The sequence below is a fragment of the Microbispora rosea genome (assembly GCF_900156315.1).
Lineage (GTDB): Bacteria > Actinomycetota > Actinomycetes > Streptosporangiales > Streptosporangiaceae > Microbispora > Microbispora rosea.
In genome coordinates this window covers 40,881-57,765 of sequence record NZ_FTNI01000037.1, presented here as the reverse complement: position 1 = coordinate 57,765, position 16,885 = coordinate 40,881, and the positions used below count along the sequence as shown (strand labels likewise).

The 16,885-nt window shown below is 73.6% G+C and carries 19 protein-coding genes; 13 read left to right on the top strand and 6 right to left on the bottom strand.

Annotated elements, in window-relative coordinates:
- The first annotated feature begins 132 nt into the window (after positions 1 to 132).
- From BXA11_RS36235 to BXA11_RS36215, 5 genes are read left to right on the top strand one after another with little or no spacing between them, the layout of a single operon-like run.
- The gene (locus tag BXA11_RS36235) at positions 133 to 546 is read left to right on the top strand and encodes a YciI family protein (protein ID WP_239105247.1); all 414 of its coding nucleotides are present in this window, start codon (positions 133 to 135) and stop codon (positions 544 to 546) included.
- A complete protein-coding gene (locus tag BXA11_RS36230; RefSeq protein ID WP_076441929.1) occupies positions 543 to 1,787 on the top strand; it encodes an RNA polymerase sigma factor in 1,245 nt (414 codons plus the stop codon). The genes BXA11_RS36235 and BXA11_RS36230 overlap by 4 nt, the downstream gene beginning before the upstream one ends.
- Positions 1,788 to 1,831: 44 nt before the next feature.
- The gene (locus tag BXA11_RS36225) at positions 1,832 to 2,008 is read left to right on the top strand and encodes a hypothetical protein (protein WP_204053987.1); all 177 of its coding nucleotides are present in this window, start codon (positions 1,832 to 1,834) and stop codon (positions 2,006 to 2,008) included.
- Positions 2,005 to 2,850: an ABC transporter ATP-binding protein gene (locus tag BXA11_RS36220; protein ID WP_076441927.1), complete on the top strand. Its 846-nt coding sequence runs from the start codon at positions 2,005 to 2,007 to the stop codon at positions 2,848 to 2,850. Before BXA11_RS36225 ends, BXA11_RS36220 begins: the two co-directional genes overlap by 4 nt.
- On the top strand, positions 2,847 to 3,809 hold the full coding sequence (locus BXA11_RS36215) for an ABC-2 transporter permease (RefSeq protein WP_076441925.1): 963 nt from the start codon (positions 2,847 to 2,849) through the stop codon (positions 3,807 to 3,809). The genes BXA11_RS36220 and BXA11_RS36215 overlap by 4 nt, the downstream gene beginning before the upstream one ends.
- A 121-nt stretch (positions 3,810 to 3,930) precedes the next feature.
- Here the strand turns inward: BXA11_RS36215 and BXA11_RS36210 are convergent, their stop codons facing one another.
- The 3 genes from BXA11_RS36210 to BXA11_RS36200 all read right to left on the bottom strand — a co-directional run bounded on the left by BXA11_RS36210 (position 3,931) and on the right by BXA11_RS36200 (position 5,942).
- Positions 3,931 to 4,635, bottom strand: coding sequence for a hemerythrin domain-containing protein (locus BXA11_RS36210; protein WP_076441923.1), 705 nt, complete (start codon positions 4,633 to 4,635; stop codon positions 3,931 to 3,933).
- A gap of 150 nt (positions 4,636 to 4,785) precedes the next feature.
- Positions 4,786 to 5,172 (bottom strand): VOC family protein, encoded by a 387-nt coding sequence (locus BXA11_RS36205; protein ID WP_076441921.1) that lies wholly within the window; start codon positions 5,170 to 5,172, stop codon positions 4,786 to 4,788.
- The gene (locus tag BXA11_RS36200) at positions 5,169 to 5,942 is read right to left on the bottom strand and encodes an arsenate reductase/protein-tyrosine-phosphatase family protein (RefSeq protein WP_076441919.1); all 774 of its coding nucleotides are present in this window, start codon (positions 5,940 to 5,942) and stop codon (positions 5,169 to 5,171) included. Before BXA11_RS36200 ends, BXA11_RS36205 begins: the two co-directional genes overlap by 4 nt.
- Positions 5,943 to 6,079: 137 nt before the next feature.
- Here BXA11_RS36200 and BXA11_RS36195 point away from each other — a divergent pair, with 137 nt between their 5' ends.
- From BXA11_RS36195 to BXA11_RS36160, 8 genes are all read left to right on the top strand, one after another.
- A complete protein-coding gene (locus BXA11_RS36195; protein ID WP_143734722.1) occupies positions 6,080 to 6,754 on the top strand; it encodes a pyridoxine/pyridoxamine 5'-phosphate oxidase in 675 nt (224 codons plus the stop codon).
- A gap of 71 nt (positions 6,755 to 6,825) precedes the next feature.
- Positions 6,826 to 8,097 carry an APC family permease gene (locus BXA11_RS36190; protein ID WP_275409766.1) on the top strand — a complete coding sequence of 424 codons (1,272 nt, stop codon included), beginning with the start codon at positions 6,826 to 6,828 and terminating at the stop codon, positions 8,095 to 8,097.
- Positions 8,098 to 8,172: 75 nt separating this feature from the next.
- A complete protein-coding gene (locus BXA11_RS36185) occupies positions 8,173 to 8,892 on the top strand; it encodes a MerR family transcriptional regulator (RefSeq protein WP_076441913.1) in 720 nt (239 codons plus the stop codon).
- A 72-nt stretch (positions 8,893 to 8,964) separates the two neighbouring features.
- Complete coding sequence (locus BXA11_RS36180; protein WP_076441911.1) at positions 8,965 to 9,357, top strand: GntR family transcriptional regulator; 393 nt, start codon at positions 8,965 to 8,967, stop codon at positions 9,355 to 9,357.
- The gene (locus BXA11_RS36175; protein ID WP_076441909.1) at positions 9,354 to 10,244 is read left to right on the top strand and encodes an ABC transporter ATP-binding protein; all 891 of its coding nucleotides are present in this window, start codon (positions 9,354 to 9,356) and stop codon (positions 10,242 to 10,244) included. Before BXA11_RS36180 ends, BXA11_RS36175 begins: the two co-directional genes overlap by 4 nt.
- The gene (locus BXA11_RS36170; RefSeq protein ID WP_076441907.1) at positions 10,241 to 11,299 is read left to right on the top strand and encodes an ABC-2 transporter permease; all 1,059 of its coding nucleotides are present in this window, start codon (positions 10,241 to 10,243) and stop codon (positions 11,297 to 11,299) included. Before BXA11_RS36175 ends, BXA11_RS36170 begins: the two co-directional genes overlap by 4 nt.
- On the top strand, positions 11,296 to 12,738 hold the full coding sequence (locus tag BXA11_RS36165; protein WP_076441905.1) for a S41 family peptidase: 1,443 nt from the start codon (positions 11,296 to 11,298) through the stop codon (positions 12,736 to 12,738). The genes BXA11_RS36170 and BXA11_RS36165 overlap by 4 nt, the downstream gene beginning before the upstream one ends.
- Before the next feature lie 46 nt (positions 12,739 to 12,784).
- Complete coding sequence (locus BXA11_RS36160; protein WP_083744831.1) at positions 12,785 to 13,975, top strand: alpha/beta hydrolase family protein; 1,191 nt, start codon at positions 12,785 to 12,787, stop codon at positions 13,973 to 13,975.
- Positions 13,976 to 13,990: 15 nt separating this feature from the next.
- On the opposite strand, the gene BXA11_RS36155 is transcribed toward BXA11_RS36160, so the two are convergent.
- The 3 genes from BXA11_RS36155 to BXA11_RS36145 form a co-directional block, all read right to left on the bottom strand.
- Positions 13,991 to 14,950 carry a phosphotransferase family protein gene (locus BXA11_RS36155; protein ID WP_204053986.1) on the bottom strand — a complete coding sequence of 320 codons (960 nt, stop codon included), beginning with the start codon at positions 14,948 to 14,950 and terminating at the stop codon, positions 13,991 to 13,993.
- A gap of 114 nt (positions 14,951 to 15,064) precedes the next feature.
- Positions 15,065 to 15,949, bottom strand: coding sequence for a fructosamine kinase family protein (locus tag BXA11_RS36150; RefSeq protein WP_076441903.1), 885 nt, complete (start codon positions 15,947 to 15,949; stop codon positions 15,065 to 15,067).
- A 79-nt stretch (positions 15,950 to 16,028) separates the two neighbouring features.
- The gene (locus BXA11_RS36145; RefSeq protein ID WP_076441901.1) at positions 16,029 to 16,856 is read right to left on the bottom strand and encodes a putative protein N(5)-glutamine methyltransferase; all 828 of its coding nucleotides are present in this window, start codon (positions 16,854 to 16,856) and stop codon (positions 16,029 to 16,031) included.
- Between the last annotated feature and the right edge of the window lie 29 nt (positions 16,857 to 16,885).

Here is a 16,885-nt window from a genome sequence, read left to right as displayed (position 1 = left end):
GCCCGCCGCCGCTCCGGCACAGTGGCCGGGCGTCTTTCTCCCCGAGAGTGTCCGGATCCGGGGGCCGGCTTCGACGTCCCGGGTGAAGCGGCGCGGAGGACGCCCGCCGGAGAGGAACGAACCGTGAAATACATGATCATGCTGTACGGCTCGCAGCGGGACTACGACGCCCTGGCGGGACGGCCGGGCGACGGGCCCGCCTGGTCCGCCGAGGACGCCGCGGCCATGCACGCGTTCATGACCGAGTGGAACGACGACCTGGTGAAGTCGGGGGAGTTCGTCGACGCGCAGGGACTGACCGCCCCCGTCCACGCCCGCAGGATCCGGCTGCGTGAGGGCGTCCCCGTCGTCACCGACGGCCCATACGCCGAGACCGAGGAGGTCCTGGCCGGCTACACGATCGTCGAGTGCGACAGCTTCGACCGGGCGACGCAGATCGCCGGGCGCCTGGCGCACACCCCCCATCCCGAGGGCGTGACGCCGGCCCGCGAATGGTACGTGGACGTGCGCCCGATCGACGAGTGGCAGGCCGAGCCGGAGCTGTGACGACGCCTCGCGGCGAGACCGAGGACCTGCTGCGCCGCCTGGCGCCGCAGGTCCTCGGCGCGGTCGTGCGAAGCTACGGCCACTTCGACACGGCCGAGGACGCCGTGCAGGAGGCGCTGCTCGCCGCCGCCGTCCGCTGGCCGCAGGACGGCCTGCCGGACAACCCGCTGGGCTGGCTTGTCACCGTCGCCGCCCGCAGGCTCACCGACCTGCTGCGCAGCGAGCAGGCCCGGCGCGAGCGGGAGGACGCCGCCGGCCGGCGGGCGCTTCCCGAGTGGCGGCTCGCTGCCGACGCGGACGCGCTCACGGCCGGGGCCGACGACACGCTGATCCTGCTGTTCATGTGCTGCCATCCCGCGCTGTCGCCCGCGTCCCAGATCGCCCTCACCCTCCGCGCGGTCGGCGGCCTGACCACCGCGCAGATCGCCCGGGCGTTCCTGGTGCCGGAGGCGACCATGACCCGGCGCATCACCCGGGCCAAACACCGCATCAGGGACAGCGGCCTCCCGTTCGGCATGCCTGCGGGACCCGACCGCGACGCGCGGCTGCACGCCGTCCTCCACGTGCTCTACCTGGTCTTCACCGAGGGGTACGCGGGGGAGGCCGGGCTTCGCCGGGAGGATCTGACGGCCGAGGCGATCCGGCTGGCCCGCATCGTCCACCGGCTGCTGCCGGACGACGGCGAGACGGCCGGGCTGCTCGCGCTCATGCTGCTCACCGACGCCCGCCGCGCCGCGCGCACCGCCCCCGACGGCACGCCGATCCCGATGGCCGAGCAGGACCGCGCCCGGTGGGACGCCGCCCGCATCGCCGAGGGCGTGGCGCTGGTCGAGGCGGCACTGTCGCGGGGCGCGCCCGGGCCGTACCAGGTCCAGGCGGCGATCGCCGCCCTGCACGACGAGGCGCCGAGCGCGGAGGCGACCGACTGGCCGCAGATCGCCGCGCTGTACGAGGTGCTGACGGGGATGTCGGACAACCCCGTGACGCTGCTGAACCACGCGGTCGCGGTGGCGATGAGCCAAGGCCCGCGCGCCGGGCTGGAGCTGCTCGACGGGCTGGAGGGCGATGAACGGCTCGCCCGCGACCACCGCCTGCCCGCGGTGCGCGCGCACCTGCTGGAGATGGCCGGACAGCGGGCGGCGGCCCGCGAGGCCTACCTGGCGGCGGCCCGGCGGGCGGCGGCCCTGCCGCGCCGGCGCTACCTCAACGCCCGCGCCGCGCGCCTCGGTGACGACGCCTGACGGGCGCGAGACCGGCGACCAGGGTTGACAAAGGACGGCCGGGGATGGGGACGTTCGTCCGGCAGGGGATCGCGGGCGCGACCCTCGCCGACCACACGCGGCTGCGGCGCGGCCTGGAGGCGTGGGTGCGTGAGGCCCGCGCGGCCGGGCTGGACCAGGAAGACCTCCGGGCGCTGTTCGCCGTGGTCCTGGCCGACGCGGCGAAGGAGGGCGTGGCATGAGCTCCGCACTGGAGGTCACCGGGCTCGGCGTCCGGTATCGCCGCACGTGGGTGTTGCGCGACTGCTCGCTGGCCGTACCCGCGGGGCGCGTGGCGGCGCTCGTCGGGCCCAACGGCGCGGGCAAGACCACCCTCATGCACACTGCCGTCGGCCTGGTGCGGCCCGCGCTGGGGAGCGTCCGCGTGAGCGGCGAAGCGGCGTTCGTGGCACAGGACAAGCCGTTGTACGAGAGCTTGACCGTCGCCGAGATGCTCGCCTTCGGCCGCCGCATGAACCGGCGGTGGGACGGCGACGCCGCCGCCGCCCGGCTCGCCGGGCTGAGCATCCCGCTGCGGCGGAAGGTGGGCAGGCTGTCGGGCGGCCAGCAGGCGCAGGTGGCGGTGACACTCGCGCTGGCGAGCCGGCCGGACCTGCTCGTGCTGGACGAACCGCTGGCGAACCTCGACCCCCTCGCCCGCCACGAGGTGATGCGCTCGATCATGGCGGAGGTGGCCGAGCGGCGGCTGACCGTGCTGCTGTCCTCGCACGTCGTCTCCGACCTGGAGGAGACGGGCGACTGGCTGATCGTGCTCAACGCGGGCCGGCTGCAGGTCAGCGGTGACATCGAGGAACTGCTCGACGGGCATCTCGTGGTCACCGGGCCGGACGAGGCGTCGACCGCGGGAACGCAGGTGGTGAGCGCGAGCCGCACCGGCGGGCAGGTCGGCATGCTGGTCAGGGGTGCGCCTCCGCTCGATCCCCGCTGGCAGGCGCGGAGCCCCGGGCTGGACGAGCTCGTCATGGGCTACCTGCGCAGCCCCGAGTCGGCGGCACTGCCGAAACTGACGGGGGTCGGGGCGTGATCTGGGTGACGTGGCGCCAGCATCGGGCGCAGATCCTCGTGACAGCGGCCTTCCTGGCGCTGCTGGGGGTGCTGCTGCTGGGCTCGGCGGTGGAGGCGATCAGGTACGTGGCCGGGCACGCCCCGCCCGGCTGCCCGGGGCCCGCCGTGGCGTGCGGAGACCTGGCGGCGGCGCTGGAGCGCCGCTATGACGCGGTCTACTCGGTGTTCGGCTGGATGCCGCTGGTGGCCCCGGCGTTGATCGGGGCGTTCTGGGGCGCGCCGCTGCTCGGCCGGGAGTACGAGCGCGGCACCCACCGCCTGGCCTGGACCCAGTCCGTGCCCGTGGGGCGGTGGCTGGCGGTCAAGCTGTCGGTCCTGGGCGGGGCGGTCGTGGCGGGCGGGCTGCTGCTGTCGCTCATGGTGAGCCTGTGGCGGCCGGTGTTCAGGGCGGGGGGCGACTCGACGTTCGGCAACATCGGCGTGTTCAACATGGTCGGGGTGGATCCGGCGGCGTGGTGGCTGTACGCGTTCGCGCTGGGTACGGTGGCCGGCTCCCTGTTCCGGCGTACGCTGCCCGCGATGGCACTGGTCGTGGCCGGTGTGGCGGTGACGATGTTCACCCTGTTCCGGCTGAGCCACTACTACGCCGAGCCGGCCCGCACCGAGCTGACCGGCACCGTGGTGCTGGACGACCAGGACGCCCGGCTGGTGAGCGCCGCCTGGGTGGAACCCTCGGGAAGGGAGGTCGCCGACCCGTCGGACAGCGGCTGCCCGCGCCGGGTGGACGCGGGGCAGAGCAGCAAGAACACCGAGGCGTGGCAGGCGTGCCTGTTCGGCAAGGGCTACCGGTTCGCGGTGTACTACCACCCGCCGTCGAGGTTCTGGCGCTTCCAGTGGACCGAAGCGGGGATCCTGACGCTCACGTCGGCGGCCCTCGGCGGCCTGGCGGTGCGCCGCACCCTTCGCCGCCCCGGCTGACGAGCCGGTCGTGTCGGGGGGCGGCGCATGCCACCGAGCGCTGCCGCCTCCTCGACGTGTACGCCCGCATGTTCGTCGAGCGGCCCTCGCAGAAGGCGACGAGCCGGTCGAGGTCCGTCCGTCACTCGCCGGGAGTGAAGCGGGACAGGTCGTAGATGCCGAGCGCCTTCTCGATGTCGGCGACCTGGTCGACCACGCCTTCGAAACCGCGCGGCCCGAAACGCCGGTGCTCTTCGTCTTCGAAGACCTCGCCCAGGCGGAGGAACTCCTTGGCGGGGACGACCTCACGGAAGGCGGGGAACACCACCGTGTCCTCCCGCGCCTCGTGCGGCTCGTACATGCGCACGAACGCCGTCATGTCGGCGACCAGGGGGTGGGCGGCCCTTGCCCCTCTGGAACGCCCGGTGGCGGTGAGAATGCGCCCCGTCAGCTCGCGTCCCCGGCGGTGTTGCAGCAACAGGACCGAGACGGTGCCGGTGAGCCTGCCGGCCTCGCGTAGCCGGGGAAAGACGTACCTCTCCTCCAGGTGCTCGTGGTAGTCCTCGATGAAGCCGCGGATGATGCGGGCGGCGGCGTTCAGCGGCTGCGCGGGAGCCCGCTCGCCGCCCTCGATCCGCCGGATGCCCTCCCGGTAGACGAGCAGGAGACGCTTCAGCACGCCGTGCTCGCGCATGAGGTCCTCGGGCGGAGTCACCTCCGCCCCCTCCTCAGGGGTTTTCGGCGCGGCCGCCGCGGGGGCCGCGACCGTAACCGCCCCGGCGAGGGCGGCGGCGGACAGGTTGAGCAGGTCGCGGCGGCGCACCGCCGGTGAATCACGATCGTCCACGCCGTCTCCGTCCTCCGCCCGGTCGTCGGGCTCCGCCCACGTGCTCGTACGCGATCGGAGACTCCCCCGTACGGCCGGAGGCCACGCGGGGGCGCCGGTAAACGCTTGGCCTGGCGATCCGTCTCACGCGATCGGCCTGGCCGGCCGGCGTCAGGGCCGATGGGCGGGCTGGAACAGCTCGACGAGATTGCCGGCGGGGTCGGGGAGCAGGATCTGCCGGCCGCCGGGGCCGGTGACGATCTCGCCGAGGAACGGCAGGCCCGCGGCGTGCAGCCGGCCGATCTCCGCGTCCAGGTCGTCGACGACCAGCTGGATGCGGTTGCGGCCCGTGCCGGTGGCCTCGGCGGGCGTTGCCCGGGCACCGGAGCTGGCGGGTCCCGACAGCAGCAGCCGCAGCGGCCCTCGTACCACGTCGGCGAAGGCGGGCGCGGCGCTGCTGTTCAGGGTGAAGCCGAGGTGGGTGGTGTAGAAGCCGACGGCCGCCTGGACGTCGTCGACGAGGTAGCGGACGCTGGCGTAGTGGTCGGTCGCCGTCATGAGTGAGCCTCCGGAGTCTGAGCCAGGACGGGCAGTAGGTGACGGATGCGCGTGTCGATGTCCGCCGTCGCCCGGCCGAGCGCGGCATGGACGTCCTGCTCCGACCGGCCGGCAGCGGCCGGGTCGGGGGTGCTCCAATGGATCCGCCGCGCGTGGTCGCCGAACTCGGGACAGGCTTCGCGGACCTTGTCGCACAGGGTGATGACGTAGTCGAACCGGCGACCGCGAAGCGTGTCCAGATGGCGGGGCCGCCGGTCGGCGATGTCGATGCCGTACTGCTCACGCAGCACGCGTACGGCGTGGGGATTCATCCGTGCCGCGGGCCTGCTGCCGGCACTGGTCACGGTCACGTGACCGGCGGTGTGATGGCGCAGCAGAGCTTCGGCGACCGGTGAGCGGGCGCTGTTTCCCGTGCAGGCGAACAGCACAGAGAGACGGGGCCACCGCGGAGGAGGCGCCGGCGGCTCGGGAACGCCGCGCAGTGCGGGATGCAGGGCGGCCCCGGCGCCTGCCAGGGCCTGGGCGCAGCGGTCCAGGTCGAGCCGGTAATAGCTGTCGCGGCCGTCGTGACTGCTTCGTGTGGCGGTGACCAGGCCGCCGTCGCGCAGCAGCCGCAGGTGGTAGGAGACCAGGTTCTGCGGTGCCCCGACCAGTGTCATCAACTCACGGACCCGCAGGTCGCCCACCGCGAGCTCGGTCAACAGCCGCCAGCGCAGCGTGTGGGCGGCCAGGCGCACGAACGCCGGAAGGGCTTGCTCGGACGACGCCATGACCTGGACAATACATCAAATGCATTTGATGGAACACTGTCGAGGAGGCGAGCTCGCGGCATCAGCCTCGTGGCGTCTCGGGACCAGACGCCGGGCTCGCGGTGGTGAGCACGGCGGCTCGAAGTGGAGGAGTGATCGTGGGGGAGAACGCTGTGGCGGGTTCGATTCGTGATCTGTTGCGGGGGCTTCCGGTCTTCGACACCGCATTGCCGGAGTTCGACGTCGACGCCGCGCCGTCCGACCCGGTCGCCCTGTTCGTGGAATGGCTGACCTCGGCCGTCGAGGCGGGGGTGCGCGAACCGCACGCGATGTCGCTGGCGACCGCCGACAGCCGCGGACGGCCGTCCTCCCGCGTGCTGATCTGCAAGGACCTCGCGGCGGACGGCACCTGGTATTTCGCGACGAGCGCGGGCAGCCGCAAGGGACGGGAGCTGGCCGCCACGCCGTACGCGGCTCTGTGCTTCCACTGGCCCGAGCAGGGCCGTCAGATCCGGGTGCGGGGCGTGGCTGTCCCTGCGGACGCCGAGCGCGGCGCGGCCGACTTCCTGGCGCGTTCCCCCGGGGCCCGCGCCGACGCGCTGACCGGCCGCCAGTCGCAGGTCCTGGACGACCCTTCCGACCTCGACGCCGCCCTCCGCGCGGCACACGCCGCGATCGAGGCCGATCCCGGCGTGGTCGCGCCGGGATGGACCCTGTACGGCGTGCGCGCGGAAGAGGTCGAGTTCTGGCAGGCCGACCGCGACCGCCGGCACACCCGCCTGCGCTACACGCGCGAGGAGGCCGCCTGGGCGCGGCACCGCCTGTGGCCCTGAGACGACACGCCGGCCAGGCCCGAATCCTCGGCCGGAAAGCACGGTGATCGATGTCGGGATCGGAGGTAGTCGTGGGAACACCGGCCCGCGCAGGGGAGGGGCCGCTGGAGCGCCGGCTCGGCGTGGCCGACGCCGTGACGATCGGGCTGGGTTCGATGATCGGCGCGGGGATCTTCGCCGCCCTGGCGCCGGCGGCGCGGGCGGCCGGGTCCGGGCTGCTGCTCGGGCTGGCCGCCGCGGCGGTGGTCGCCTACTGCAACGCGACCTCCTCGGCCCGGCTGGCCGCGCGCTACCCCGCCTCCGGCGGCACCTACGTGTACGGCCGGGAGCGGCTGGGGGACTTCTGGGGCTACCTGGCGGGGTGGGCGTTCGTGGTCGGCAAGATCGCCTCGTGTGCGGCGATGGCGCTGACCGTCGGCTCCTACGTGTGGCCGGAGCGGGCCCACGCGGTGGCGGTGGCGGCCGTGGTCGCGCTGACCGCGGTGAACTACGCGGGGATCCACAAGAGCGCCTGGCTCACCCGGGTCATCGTCGGGGTGGTCCTCGCGGTGCTGGCCGTCGTGGTGGTCGCCGGTCTGACCTCCGGCGCCGCGGACCCGGGACGGCTGGACGTCGGATCCGACGCCACCGCCGGAGGGGTGCTGCAGGCGGCGGGTCTGCTGTTCTTCGCCTTCGCCGGATACGCCCGCATCGCCACCCTCGGCGAGGAGGTCAGGGACCCGGCGCGGACCATCCCCCGCGCGATTCCGCTCGCACTCGGGATCACCCTGGTCGTCTACGCGGCGGTCGCGGTGTCCGCGCTCGCCGTGCTGGGCGGCGGGGGACCTGGTGACGGGGGACTGGGTGACGTGGCCGCCCCCCTGGCCGCCGTCGTGCGGGAGGCCGGGCATCCCGGGCTGGCCCCGGTCGTACGGGCGGGCGCCGCGGTCGCCGCGACCGGCTCGCTGCTCGCGCTGATCCTCGGGGTGTCCCGCACCACGCTGGCCATGGCCCGCGACCGGCACCTGCCGCACGCGCTGGCCGCCGTCCATCCGCGCTTCGCCGTGCCCCACCGCGCCGAGCTGGCCGTCGGCGCGGTCGTGGCGTTGCTGGCCGCGACCGCGGACCTGCGCGGCGCGATCGGGTTCTCGTCCTTCGGCGTGCTGGTCTACTACGCCCTCGCCAACGCCAGCGCGTGGACCCTCGGCCCCGAGGAGGGACGGCCGCCGCGGGCCGTGCCCATCGCCGGCCTGGCCGGGTGCCTGGTCCTGGCCTTCGCCCTGCCGCTGTCGTCGGTGGTCTCCGGGGCCGCCGTGCTGGCGGCCGGCGCCGCCGTCTACGCCCTGCGCCGGGCCGTCACCTGACGAGCGGGGCTTGAGACTCGCGGGCCGTTACCATGAGCGGATGCGACCCGAAGCCTCAAGTCCGGTGAGCCACAGGTGAGTCACAGGGCGCTGCGCCCGGTCGACCTGGCGCGGGAGGCGGGGGTCTCCACCCAGCAGATCCGCAACTACGCCGACACGGGGATTCTCCCGCCCGCGGAGCGGACGGCCGCCGGCTACCGCAGGTTCGACACGCGGCACCGCGAGGCCCTGCTCGCCTACCGGGCGCTGGCCAAGGGATACGGGTGGGAGGCCGCCCGGTCGATCATGCTGGCGGTGCACGACGGCGACCTGACGGGTGCGCTCGCCCTCGTGGACGCCTGCCACGCCGCGCTGCACGGGCAGCGGCTCGCCCTGCGGGCGACGGGGGAGGCGCTCGAAGCGGTGGCCGGGCAGGATCCCGGCGGCCCGGCCGCGCCGCAGTCCGCGCTGCGCATCGGGGAGGTGGCCGCCCTCCTCGGCGTACGCGCCTCGGCGCTGCGGGTGTGGGAGGCCGCCGGACTGCTGACGCCGCAGCGCGAGCCCGGCACCGGCTACCGGTGGTACGGCCCGGCCGAGGTCCGCGACGCCCGCATGATCCACATGCTCCGGCAGGGGCGTTATCCGCTGACGCGGATCGGGGACGTGCTCGACGGCCTGCGCGCCACCGGCAGCACCGAGGCGCTGCGCGCCGCCCTCGCGGAACGCGGCGCCGCCCTCGCCGCCACGGCCGTCGCCATGCTCGAAGGATCGGCCCGCCTGCACGACTACGTCGCCGGCGCACGCCGACAGGCCTGATTCCTTGATCCTTACGATCTCTTAACAACTACACTCCTAACGTGCTAGGAACCTAGTTGAATAGAGGTTGCGATGATCGAGTTCTACCTGGACGGCAGGTCCGGTCTCTCGCCGTACCTGCAGCTCGTCCAGCAGGTGCGGCACGCGCTGCGGCTGGGCCTGCTGCGCGAAGGCGATCAGCTTCCGACCGTCAAGGACGTGGTGGCGCGCCTGGCGATCAATCCGAACACGGTGCTCAAGGCCTACCGGGAACTCGAGCACGAGAGCCTGGTGGCGGCCCGGCCGGGGGTCGGGACGTTCGTGACCAGGACGCTGACCGACGCCTCACTGGCCGCACACGGCAGGTTGCGGCAGGACCTGCGCCGATGGCTGACCAAGGCCCGCCTGGCCGGCCTGGACGACGAGAGCATCGAGGCCCTGTTCATGACCACCTTCCGCACCGCCTCCCAGGAGGACATCGCGTGAGCGCCGTCCTGCGGGCCCACGACCTGGGCAAGAAGTACGGCAAGCGATGGGCGCTGCGCGACTTCACCGTCGACATCCCGGCCGGCCACGTCGTCGGGCTGGTGGGCCCCAACGGCGCCGGCAAGACCACCCTGCTCAAGCTGGCGGCAGGTCAGCTGACGCCGACCTCGGGAACCATCGCCGTGCTCGGCGGCCGTCCCGAGGCAGAGCCGGCGCAGCTGGCCATGATCGGGTTCGTCGCCCAGGACACCCCCGTCTACGCGGGGTTGAGCGTGGCCGACCATCTGCGGCTGGGCGCCCGGCTCAACCCCGGCTGGGACGCCGCGCTCGCGCGCGACCGCCTCGAACGGCTCGGTCTCGATCCCCGGCATCGGGCCGGGAAGCTGTCGGGCGGGCAGCGCGCCCAGCTCGCCCTCACGCTGGGCCTGGCCAAACGGCCCGATCTGCTGATCCTGGACGAGCCGGTCGCCGCGCTCGACCCGCTGGCCCGGCGCGAGTTCCTGCAGGGCCTGATGGAGGCCGTGGCCGAGCACGAGCTCAGCGTGGTGCTCTCCTCTCACCTGGTCTCCGACCTGGAACGGACCTGCGACTACCTGATCGTCCTGGTCGGCTCGCGGGTGCGGGCGGCGGGGGAGGTCGAGGAACTGCTGGCCACCCATCACCGGCTCACCGGCCCGCGCCGGGACCCCGATCGCCTGCCCGCCGGGCAGCATGTCGTGTCCGCCCGCCACACCGACCGGCAGAGCACGCTCATCATCCGCACCGACGCCCCGATCCACGACCCCGCCTGGAGCGTCAGCCAGGTCACGCTGGAAGACCTCGTCCTGGCCTACATGGACGAACCCGCCCCTGCCCCCCTGAGACCGGTCCTGGAGGTCAAGCGATGATCTGGCTGACCTGGCGCCAGTTCCGCCTCGCGGCCTCGGCGACGGCCGCCGCGCTCGTCGTGCTCGCCGCCGTCCTGGCACTGACGGGCCCCGGCCTGGCCTCCGGCTACTCCGCCGGGATCACCGCCTGCACCCGGAACGGCGACTGCCCACGCTTCTTCGACCACTTCTTCGACGACTACCAGACGCCGTTCCTGGCCGTGGCCGTCGTCGTGCTGATCCTGCCGGCCCTGCTCGGTCTCTTCTGGGGGGCGCCGCTGATCACCCGTGAGCTGGAGGCGGGCACCCACCTGCTGGTGTGGAGCCAGAGCATCACCCGCACCCGCTGGCTGGCCGTCAAGCTCACGTTCACGGGCCTGGCCGCCGTGGCCGCCGCCGGAGTGTGCAGTCTCGTCGTGACCTGGTGGTCCACTCCTCTGGACAGGTCCGCCGCCCCGGGCTTCACGCTCATGGACCCCCTGGTATTCGGCGCGCGCGGCATCGTCCCCATGGCCTACGCGGCGTTCGCCTTCGTGCTCGGCGTGACCGTGGGGATGCTCGTCCGCCGCACGGTGACGGCCATGGCCGTCACCCTGGCCCTTTTCGCGGCGGTTCAGATCGTCATGCCGCTGGCGGTCCGGCCCCACCTGCTGCCTGCCGTCAGCGCCTCCTTCGAGCTCGGCCCGGAGAACGTGGACTCGTTCAACAAGCTCAGCGACCAGGAGTTTCCGCAAGTGATCCTGGATGCGGCGATACCCGGGCAAAGGGGCGCGTGGGTGCTGTCCAGTCGCCTCACCGATCCGTCGGGACGCGTGGGCGGCGACGGCGCTCCCGTCACCGTTCGCGTGTCCACGACATCAGGACCGTGCGCGCCGTCCCAGCATTCCCAGGGTCCGGGCAAGGGCTTCGACACCTGCATCGCCGAGATCAACCGGCTGGGCTACCGGCAGGAGGCGGTCTATCAGCCGTTCGAGCGGTTCTGGGCGTTCCAGTGGATCGAGACCGGGATCTACGTCCTCGTCACCGCCGGCCTCGCCGGTCTCTGTTTCCGGTGGATCCGCAGGCGTCTGTCATGACCGCCAAGTCCACGGTGGCCGGGCTCGTGCTCCTCCTGACGGTCGCCTGCACGGCGACGACCCCGCCGCGGACCCAGCCCGCCACGGCGACCGCCGCCGGATCCCCCGTCTGCGCCGAGCCCCGGGGGAATCCCCCGCCGGAGTCGCCCACCACGATCGACGTCGTCGAGCAGGCGTACTTCTGCATCCTCGCCAACTACTACAGCGGGGCCACGCTGGACGCACGCTCGCTGCTGACCGCGGGATTCGCGGCCTTCGTCCAGGAGCTCAACCGCGGCGGACGCGACGTGCCCGAGGCCACGATGCCGGCGTTCACCGGGGACCGGACCACCGACTGGGCCGCCTTCGAGACGGTCTATCGGCGCGTCACCGGCCGGTTGCCGGACGACGCCGAACTCCAGGGGAAGCTCGCCGCCGCCACCCTGCAGGCCGTCGTGGCCGCCCTGGACGACGACCACGCGCGCTGGAACCACGCAGGCCGGCGTCCGCCGGATTCCTACGACGGGGACCAGTACGGCCTGGGCCTCCACGCCAACATCGGCCGGACCGCGAACCCCGGGACCGCCCTGCCCCCGCTGTTCGTCACCACTGTGCCGGGCGGACCGGCGAAGGAGGCCGGGCTGCGCCCCGGCGACGTCATCGAGTCGATCAACGGATCGGCGCCCTTCGCCGGCGGAGAGGTCACCCCGGCCGCCGTCGCCGCGCTGTATCCGCACTACCCGGAAGCCGGAGCGGTCCGGCTCCGGATGCTGCGGCAGAAGACCGGCAGGCACTGGACCGTGACGCTGAAGCCGAGGTTGTACCGGCCCGATCCGGCCACCCTGCAGGTGGTGACACCGACGCTGCTGGGCGACGGCATCGCCTACGTGCGGCTGAGCGGTTTCGCGCCCGACGCCGCGGACCGGGTGTTCCACGCGATCTCCAGGCTGCGCGCGGGCCGCACGCTGACCGGCGTCGTGCTCGACCTGCGCGGCAACGGCGGCGGGAGCCCCGACGAGGCGATCCGCCTGCTGAGCGGGTTCGCCCACGGCAAGGTCACGGCCTACCAGTGCGCGGCCTCCCCGAACACCGGGGACGGCGCGTGCGACCCCATGCGGACCGACGACAGCGTGCCGCTGCTCGGCCTGCCCCTGGTGGTGCTCACCGACCGCGGCTGCGCCTCGGCCTGCGAGCACTTCAGCTCCGCCGTCAAGGACCTGCGTCTCGGACAGCTGGTCGGTACGCGAACCGCGGGCGCCGTCTCGGGTCCGGCGCGGCCGTACCTTCTCGGCGACAACACCACCCTGACCCTCCCGTCGACGCACCACCTGGCGCCCGGCCGCGAGGTGATCGACCGGGTCGGCGTGGCACCCGACCACTACGTCCCACTGACCCCGCAGGACGCCGCCGCCGGGCGCGACCCCGCGCTCGGCGAAGCCCTCAACCTGCTGCACACGTGACCGGCGCGCACGCAGACGTGCGCCGCGGGAAAGGACGGACCGCTTCATGAGTCACGCCGTCAAGCACCTGGCGGTCGCCGGGCTGATCGGCCTCGCCGCGGCCGCCTGCACCGCGCCGCCCCCGCCCAGGACCGTCGCCGCCGCGGCCACCGCCCCGGCGGCCGCACCCACCGGCGCCGCGGCCCTGCCCGCGCCCACCGGTTCCCACCCGGTGGGCGCGACCACCCTGTACCTGAAGGACGCCTCCCGCCCCGACCCGTGGGTGCCCGAAGTGAAGGCCAGGGAGCTCATGATCACTCTGTGGTATCCGGCTCGGGCTGGGGAGGGGCGGCGGGCCCCGTACATGACCGCCAAGGAGTCCGAGCTCACGCTGCGGGGCAAGAAGGTGACCGGCGTGCCGTACGACGTGCTGAGCCGCACCCGCACCAACGCCGTCGACGACGCGAAACCGGCCGGGCGCGCGGGCAGCCTGCCCCTGGTGGTGCTGTCGCCGGGGTTCACCATGCCGCGGAGCACGCTCACATCTCTGGGCGAGGAACTGGCCAGCAGGGGATATGTGGTGGCCGGCGTCGACCACACCTACGAGAACTACGCGACGACCTTCCCGGACGGGCGGGTCGCCGAGTGCGTCGCGTGCGACAGCGACACCGACCCCGGCTTCGGCGCGAAGGTGGCCGACGTCCGCGCAGCAGACGTCTCCTTCGTGCTCGACCAGCTGACCGGACCGCACGCGAAGTGGGAGGGCTCCTCCTTGATCGACCCGTCCGAGATCGCGATGGCGGGCCACTCGATCGGCGGGGCCGGAGCCGTGGCAGCCATGCTGAAGGACTCGCGGGTGCGCGCCGGAATCGACATGGACGGCACCACCTACGCCCGGATCCCGAAGAGCGGGCTGTCGCGGCCGTTCCTGTTCATGGGCTCGGCCGGGCACGAGCCCGCGGGCCGCGACAACTCCTGGGACCGCGACTGGAAGCTCCTGACCGGATGGAAGCGCTGGCTCGTCCTGCCCGGCGCGGACCACCAGTCCTTCACCGACGTGCCGCTCCTGGTCGGCGCTCTCGGCATCGCCGTCCCCGGCGACCTGTCCCCGGACCGCTCCGCGGAGATCACCCGCACGTACGTCCGCGCCTTCCTCGACCGGCACCTGCGTCACGAGCCGCAACCCCTGCTCGACGAGCCGTCGCCGCGCTACCCCGAGGTGCGCTTGTGCACCCCGGGCGGGGCCGCCTGCCGGTAACGCGGCGCCCCCGGGCTACAGAGCCCACCAGTGCGCGGCCAGGCAGTCGAGGGTGGGCCGCGGCGGCGCGGGCAGCCGGGTCAGATACCAGGCGAGGCTGCTGTAGCGGTGCAGCAGGGCGTAGGCCAGCAGCCTCCTGCTCAGCTCCTCGCCCAGGTCGCACTCGCGGTAGCCGTACGCGAGGAGCAGACGGCGCAGGATCCCGGTCTCTGCGCAGGAGAAGAACAGCCCCACCGAGGCGAACTCGTACTCCCGCGCGCCCCGCATCGCCGGTTCGAAGTCGAACAGGCCCGCCGGCCGCCAGCCGTCGCCGTCCCGCTCCACCCTCAGGTGCTCGCGCATCACCTCCGTGTGCAGCAGTACGGGCGCGGACGGCGGGAGCTCGACGCTGTCGAGGAAGCCCGGGATCTGCGCCAGCCACACCTCGTCCAGCCCGTCGGCCCGGTGGTGGGCCACGCACTCCTGCCGCCGCGTACGGAGGAAGCCGTCCCAGTCGGGCGGGCCCACGGCGGCGTCGACGGCGGGGGAGGAGGAGACCGAATGGAGCGCCGCCAGCGTCTCACCCACGATGGCGGCGAGCTCCATCCGGTCGTCTCGTGGGATGTGCGGCCAGGCCCCGGCGAGGCTCTCGCCGCGCAGGCGGGTCATCAGGATGTAGCTCCACCCCTCGAGATGCTCCGCCCCCATGACTCGCGGTGTCGGGATCGGCAGGCGTCCCTCGACGGCCCGCAGGACGGTCAGCTCCGTGTCGTATTCCTCAGGCAGGTAGACCTCGGGGTAGAGCTTGAGCACATGCCGGTCGCCCACCGCGTAGACCGGCAGCGACCCGTCGGCGAAGCGCTCGACGCGTTCGCCGCCGAGCCCGAGATGTTCCAGCAGGGCCGACACGGCCGGTCCGAGACGGGACTCGTCCCGCCGGACGGCCATGAACTGCTCCTGCGTCTCGGCCGGAGGCAGCCGCACGTCGGATAGCACGGCCCCGACGATAGACGGGGGCGCCCGAAGCCGATCAACTGGTTTTCCCGCGGCGACCGCCCCTGCGCGGCCTGCCGCACGTCGAGGAGCAGTCCCTCGTGTCCTCGGCTGAGCTCACGGCCTCCGCCGGAACGGGGCGAGCGTGGCCCGCACGAGGTCGGCGGCGCCCCAGTCGGGGTCGAACTGGGCGATCACCGCCAGGTGCTGGCGCAGCTGGAGGATCGGCATGCGTTCACGCCAGTCGCGGTCGAGCCCGGTCAGCTCGGCGTACAGCTCGAAGAACACCTGCGCCTCGGGCGGCGGCGCCGTCGTCCAGAGGTGCGCCAGGTCGACCTCGGCCCACGTGTACGACACGGCCGGGTCGATCAGCGCGGGCCGCCCATCGGGGGTGGCCATGACGTTCAGCGCCCACAGGTCGCCGTGCGTCAGGCACGCGGGCCTGACCGGCAGCAACTCGGGCAGCCGGTCGCACAGCCGCTCCAGCGCCGCCCGGTCCGCGGTGTCGAGCGCCTCCCGGACGCGCGGCTCGCCGAGCCAGCGCAGCAGACGGTGCCGGGCGAAGAACTCGAACCCGTCGTCATTCCAGGTGTTGACCTGGCGGCGACGGCCCAGCCAGTTGTCCCGGTGCCATCCGAATCGCGGGGACCGCGTGGTGGTGTGCAGGTGGGCGAGCGCGTGCGCGAACCGCTCCCAGAAGGCCCCGGTGTCCGGCCGGGGCTCCAGCACGGACAGCACGAGCAGGTCCCGGTCCGCGAGGGTGATCTCGGGCGTGGCGACGCCGCCCGCCTCACGCAGCACCGTGAGCCCTTCGGCCTCCGCGGCGAAGACGTCGTCCGAGGGCGACTCGCCGAACGCCTTGACGAACACCGGCGTGCCGTCGCCGCGGCGTGCGAGCCCCGCCGTCGCGGCGAGGCCGCCGGTGGCGGGCTCGACCGCGACGACGTCGGTCAGGCCGGCCGCGTGCAGGCGTTCCAGCAGGAAGGACGTCGTATTTGTCACGGGTGAGCTCCTCTACTCCCCAAAGGCCCGGACACGGGCGCCCGAAGCCGATCAACCGGTTTCCGCCGTCCCGGCCGCCTCAGCCGGCGGGGCTCGGCCTGGTTCCGATCACGGTGGTCGCGTCCAGTTCCTCGTCGTACGTCAGGCGCGCGGTGAGCCCCGCGCGGGACACGGCGTCGGTGGTCGCCCGGGCCTGGCCCTCGCTCGTCTCCACCAGCAGGTGGCCGCCGGGCGCGAGCCAGGCAGCCGCCTCGTCGACGACCCGCCGTACGATGTCGAGCCCGTCCGCGCCGCCGTCGAGCGCGACCTGCGGCTCGTGCACACGCGCCTCCGGCGGCAGCAGCCCGATCGCGCCGGTGGGCACGTACGGCGGGCTGGCGAGCAGGACGTCCACCCGGCCCCGCAGGTCGGCCGGCAGGGCCTCGTACAGGTCGCCCTCGTACACGCCGCCTCCCATGGCCCTGCCCCCCACGACCCTGCCACCGGTCGCGGCGAGGTTGCGGCGGGCGCAGCGTACGGCGGCGGGATCGACGTCCACGGCATGCAGCTCGACCGGCCCGACGGCGGCGGCCAGCGCCGCGCCGAGCGCGCCCGAGCCGCAGCACAGGTCGACGACGACGGCGCCCGGCCGGGCCAGTGCGGCGGCCTGGCGGACCAGGAACTCGCTGCGCGGCCGGGGCACGAAGACCCCCGGGTCCACGGCCAGCCGGAGACCGCAGAACTCGGCCCACCCGAGGACGTGCTCCAGGGGAAGGCCGCGGGCGCGCCGGTCCACCATGTCGTCGAGCTCGGCGGGCGTACGCGCGGCGGAGACCAGCAGACGGGCCTCGTCCTCGGCGAACACGCATCCGGCGGCGCGCAGCCGGGCCACGATCGGAGAAGGAGCGGGGGAGAAGGACAGTGACAAGGGAGAGCCTTTCGGTGTGCAGAGGGCGC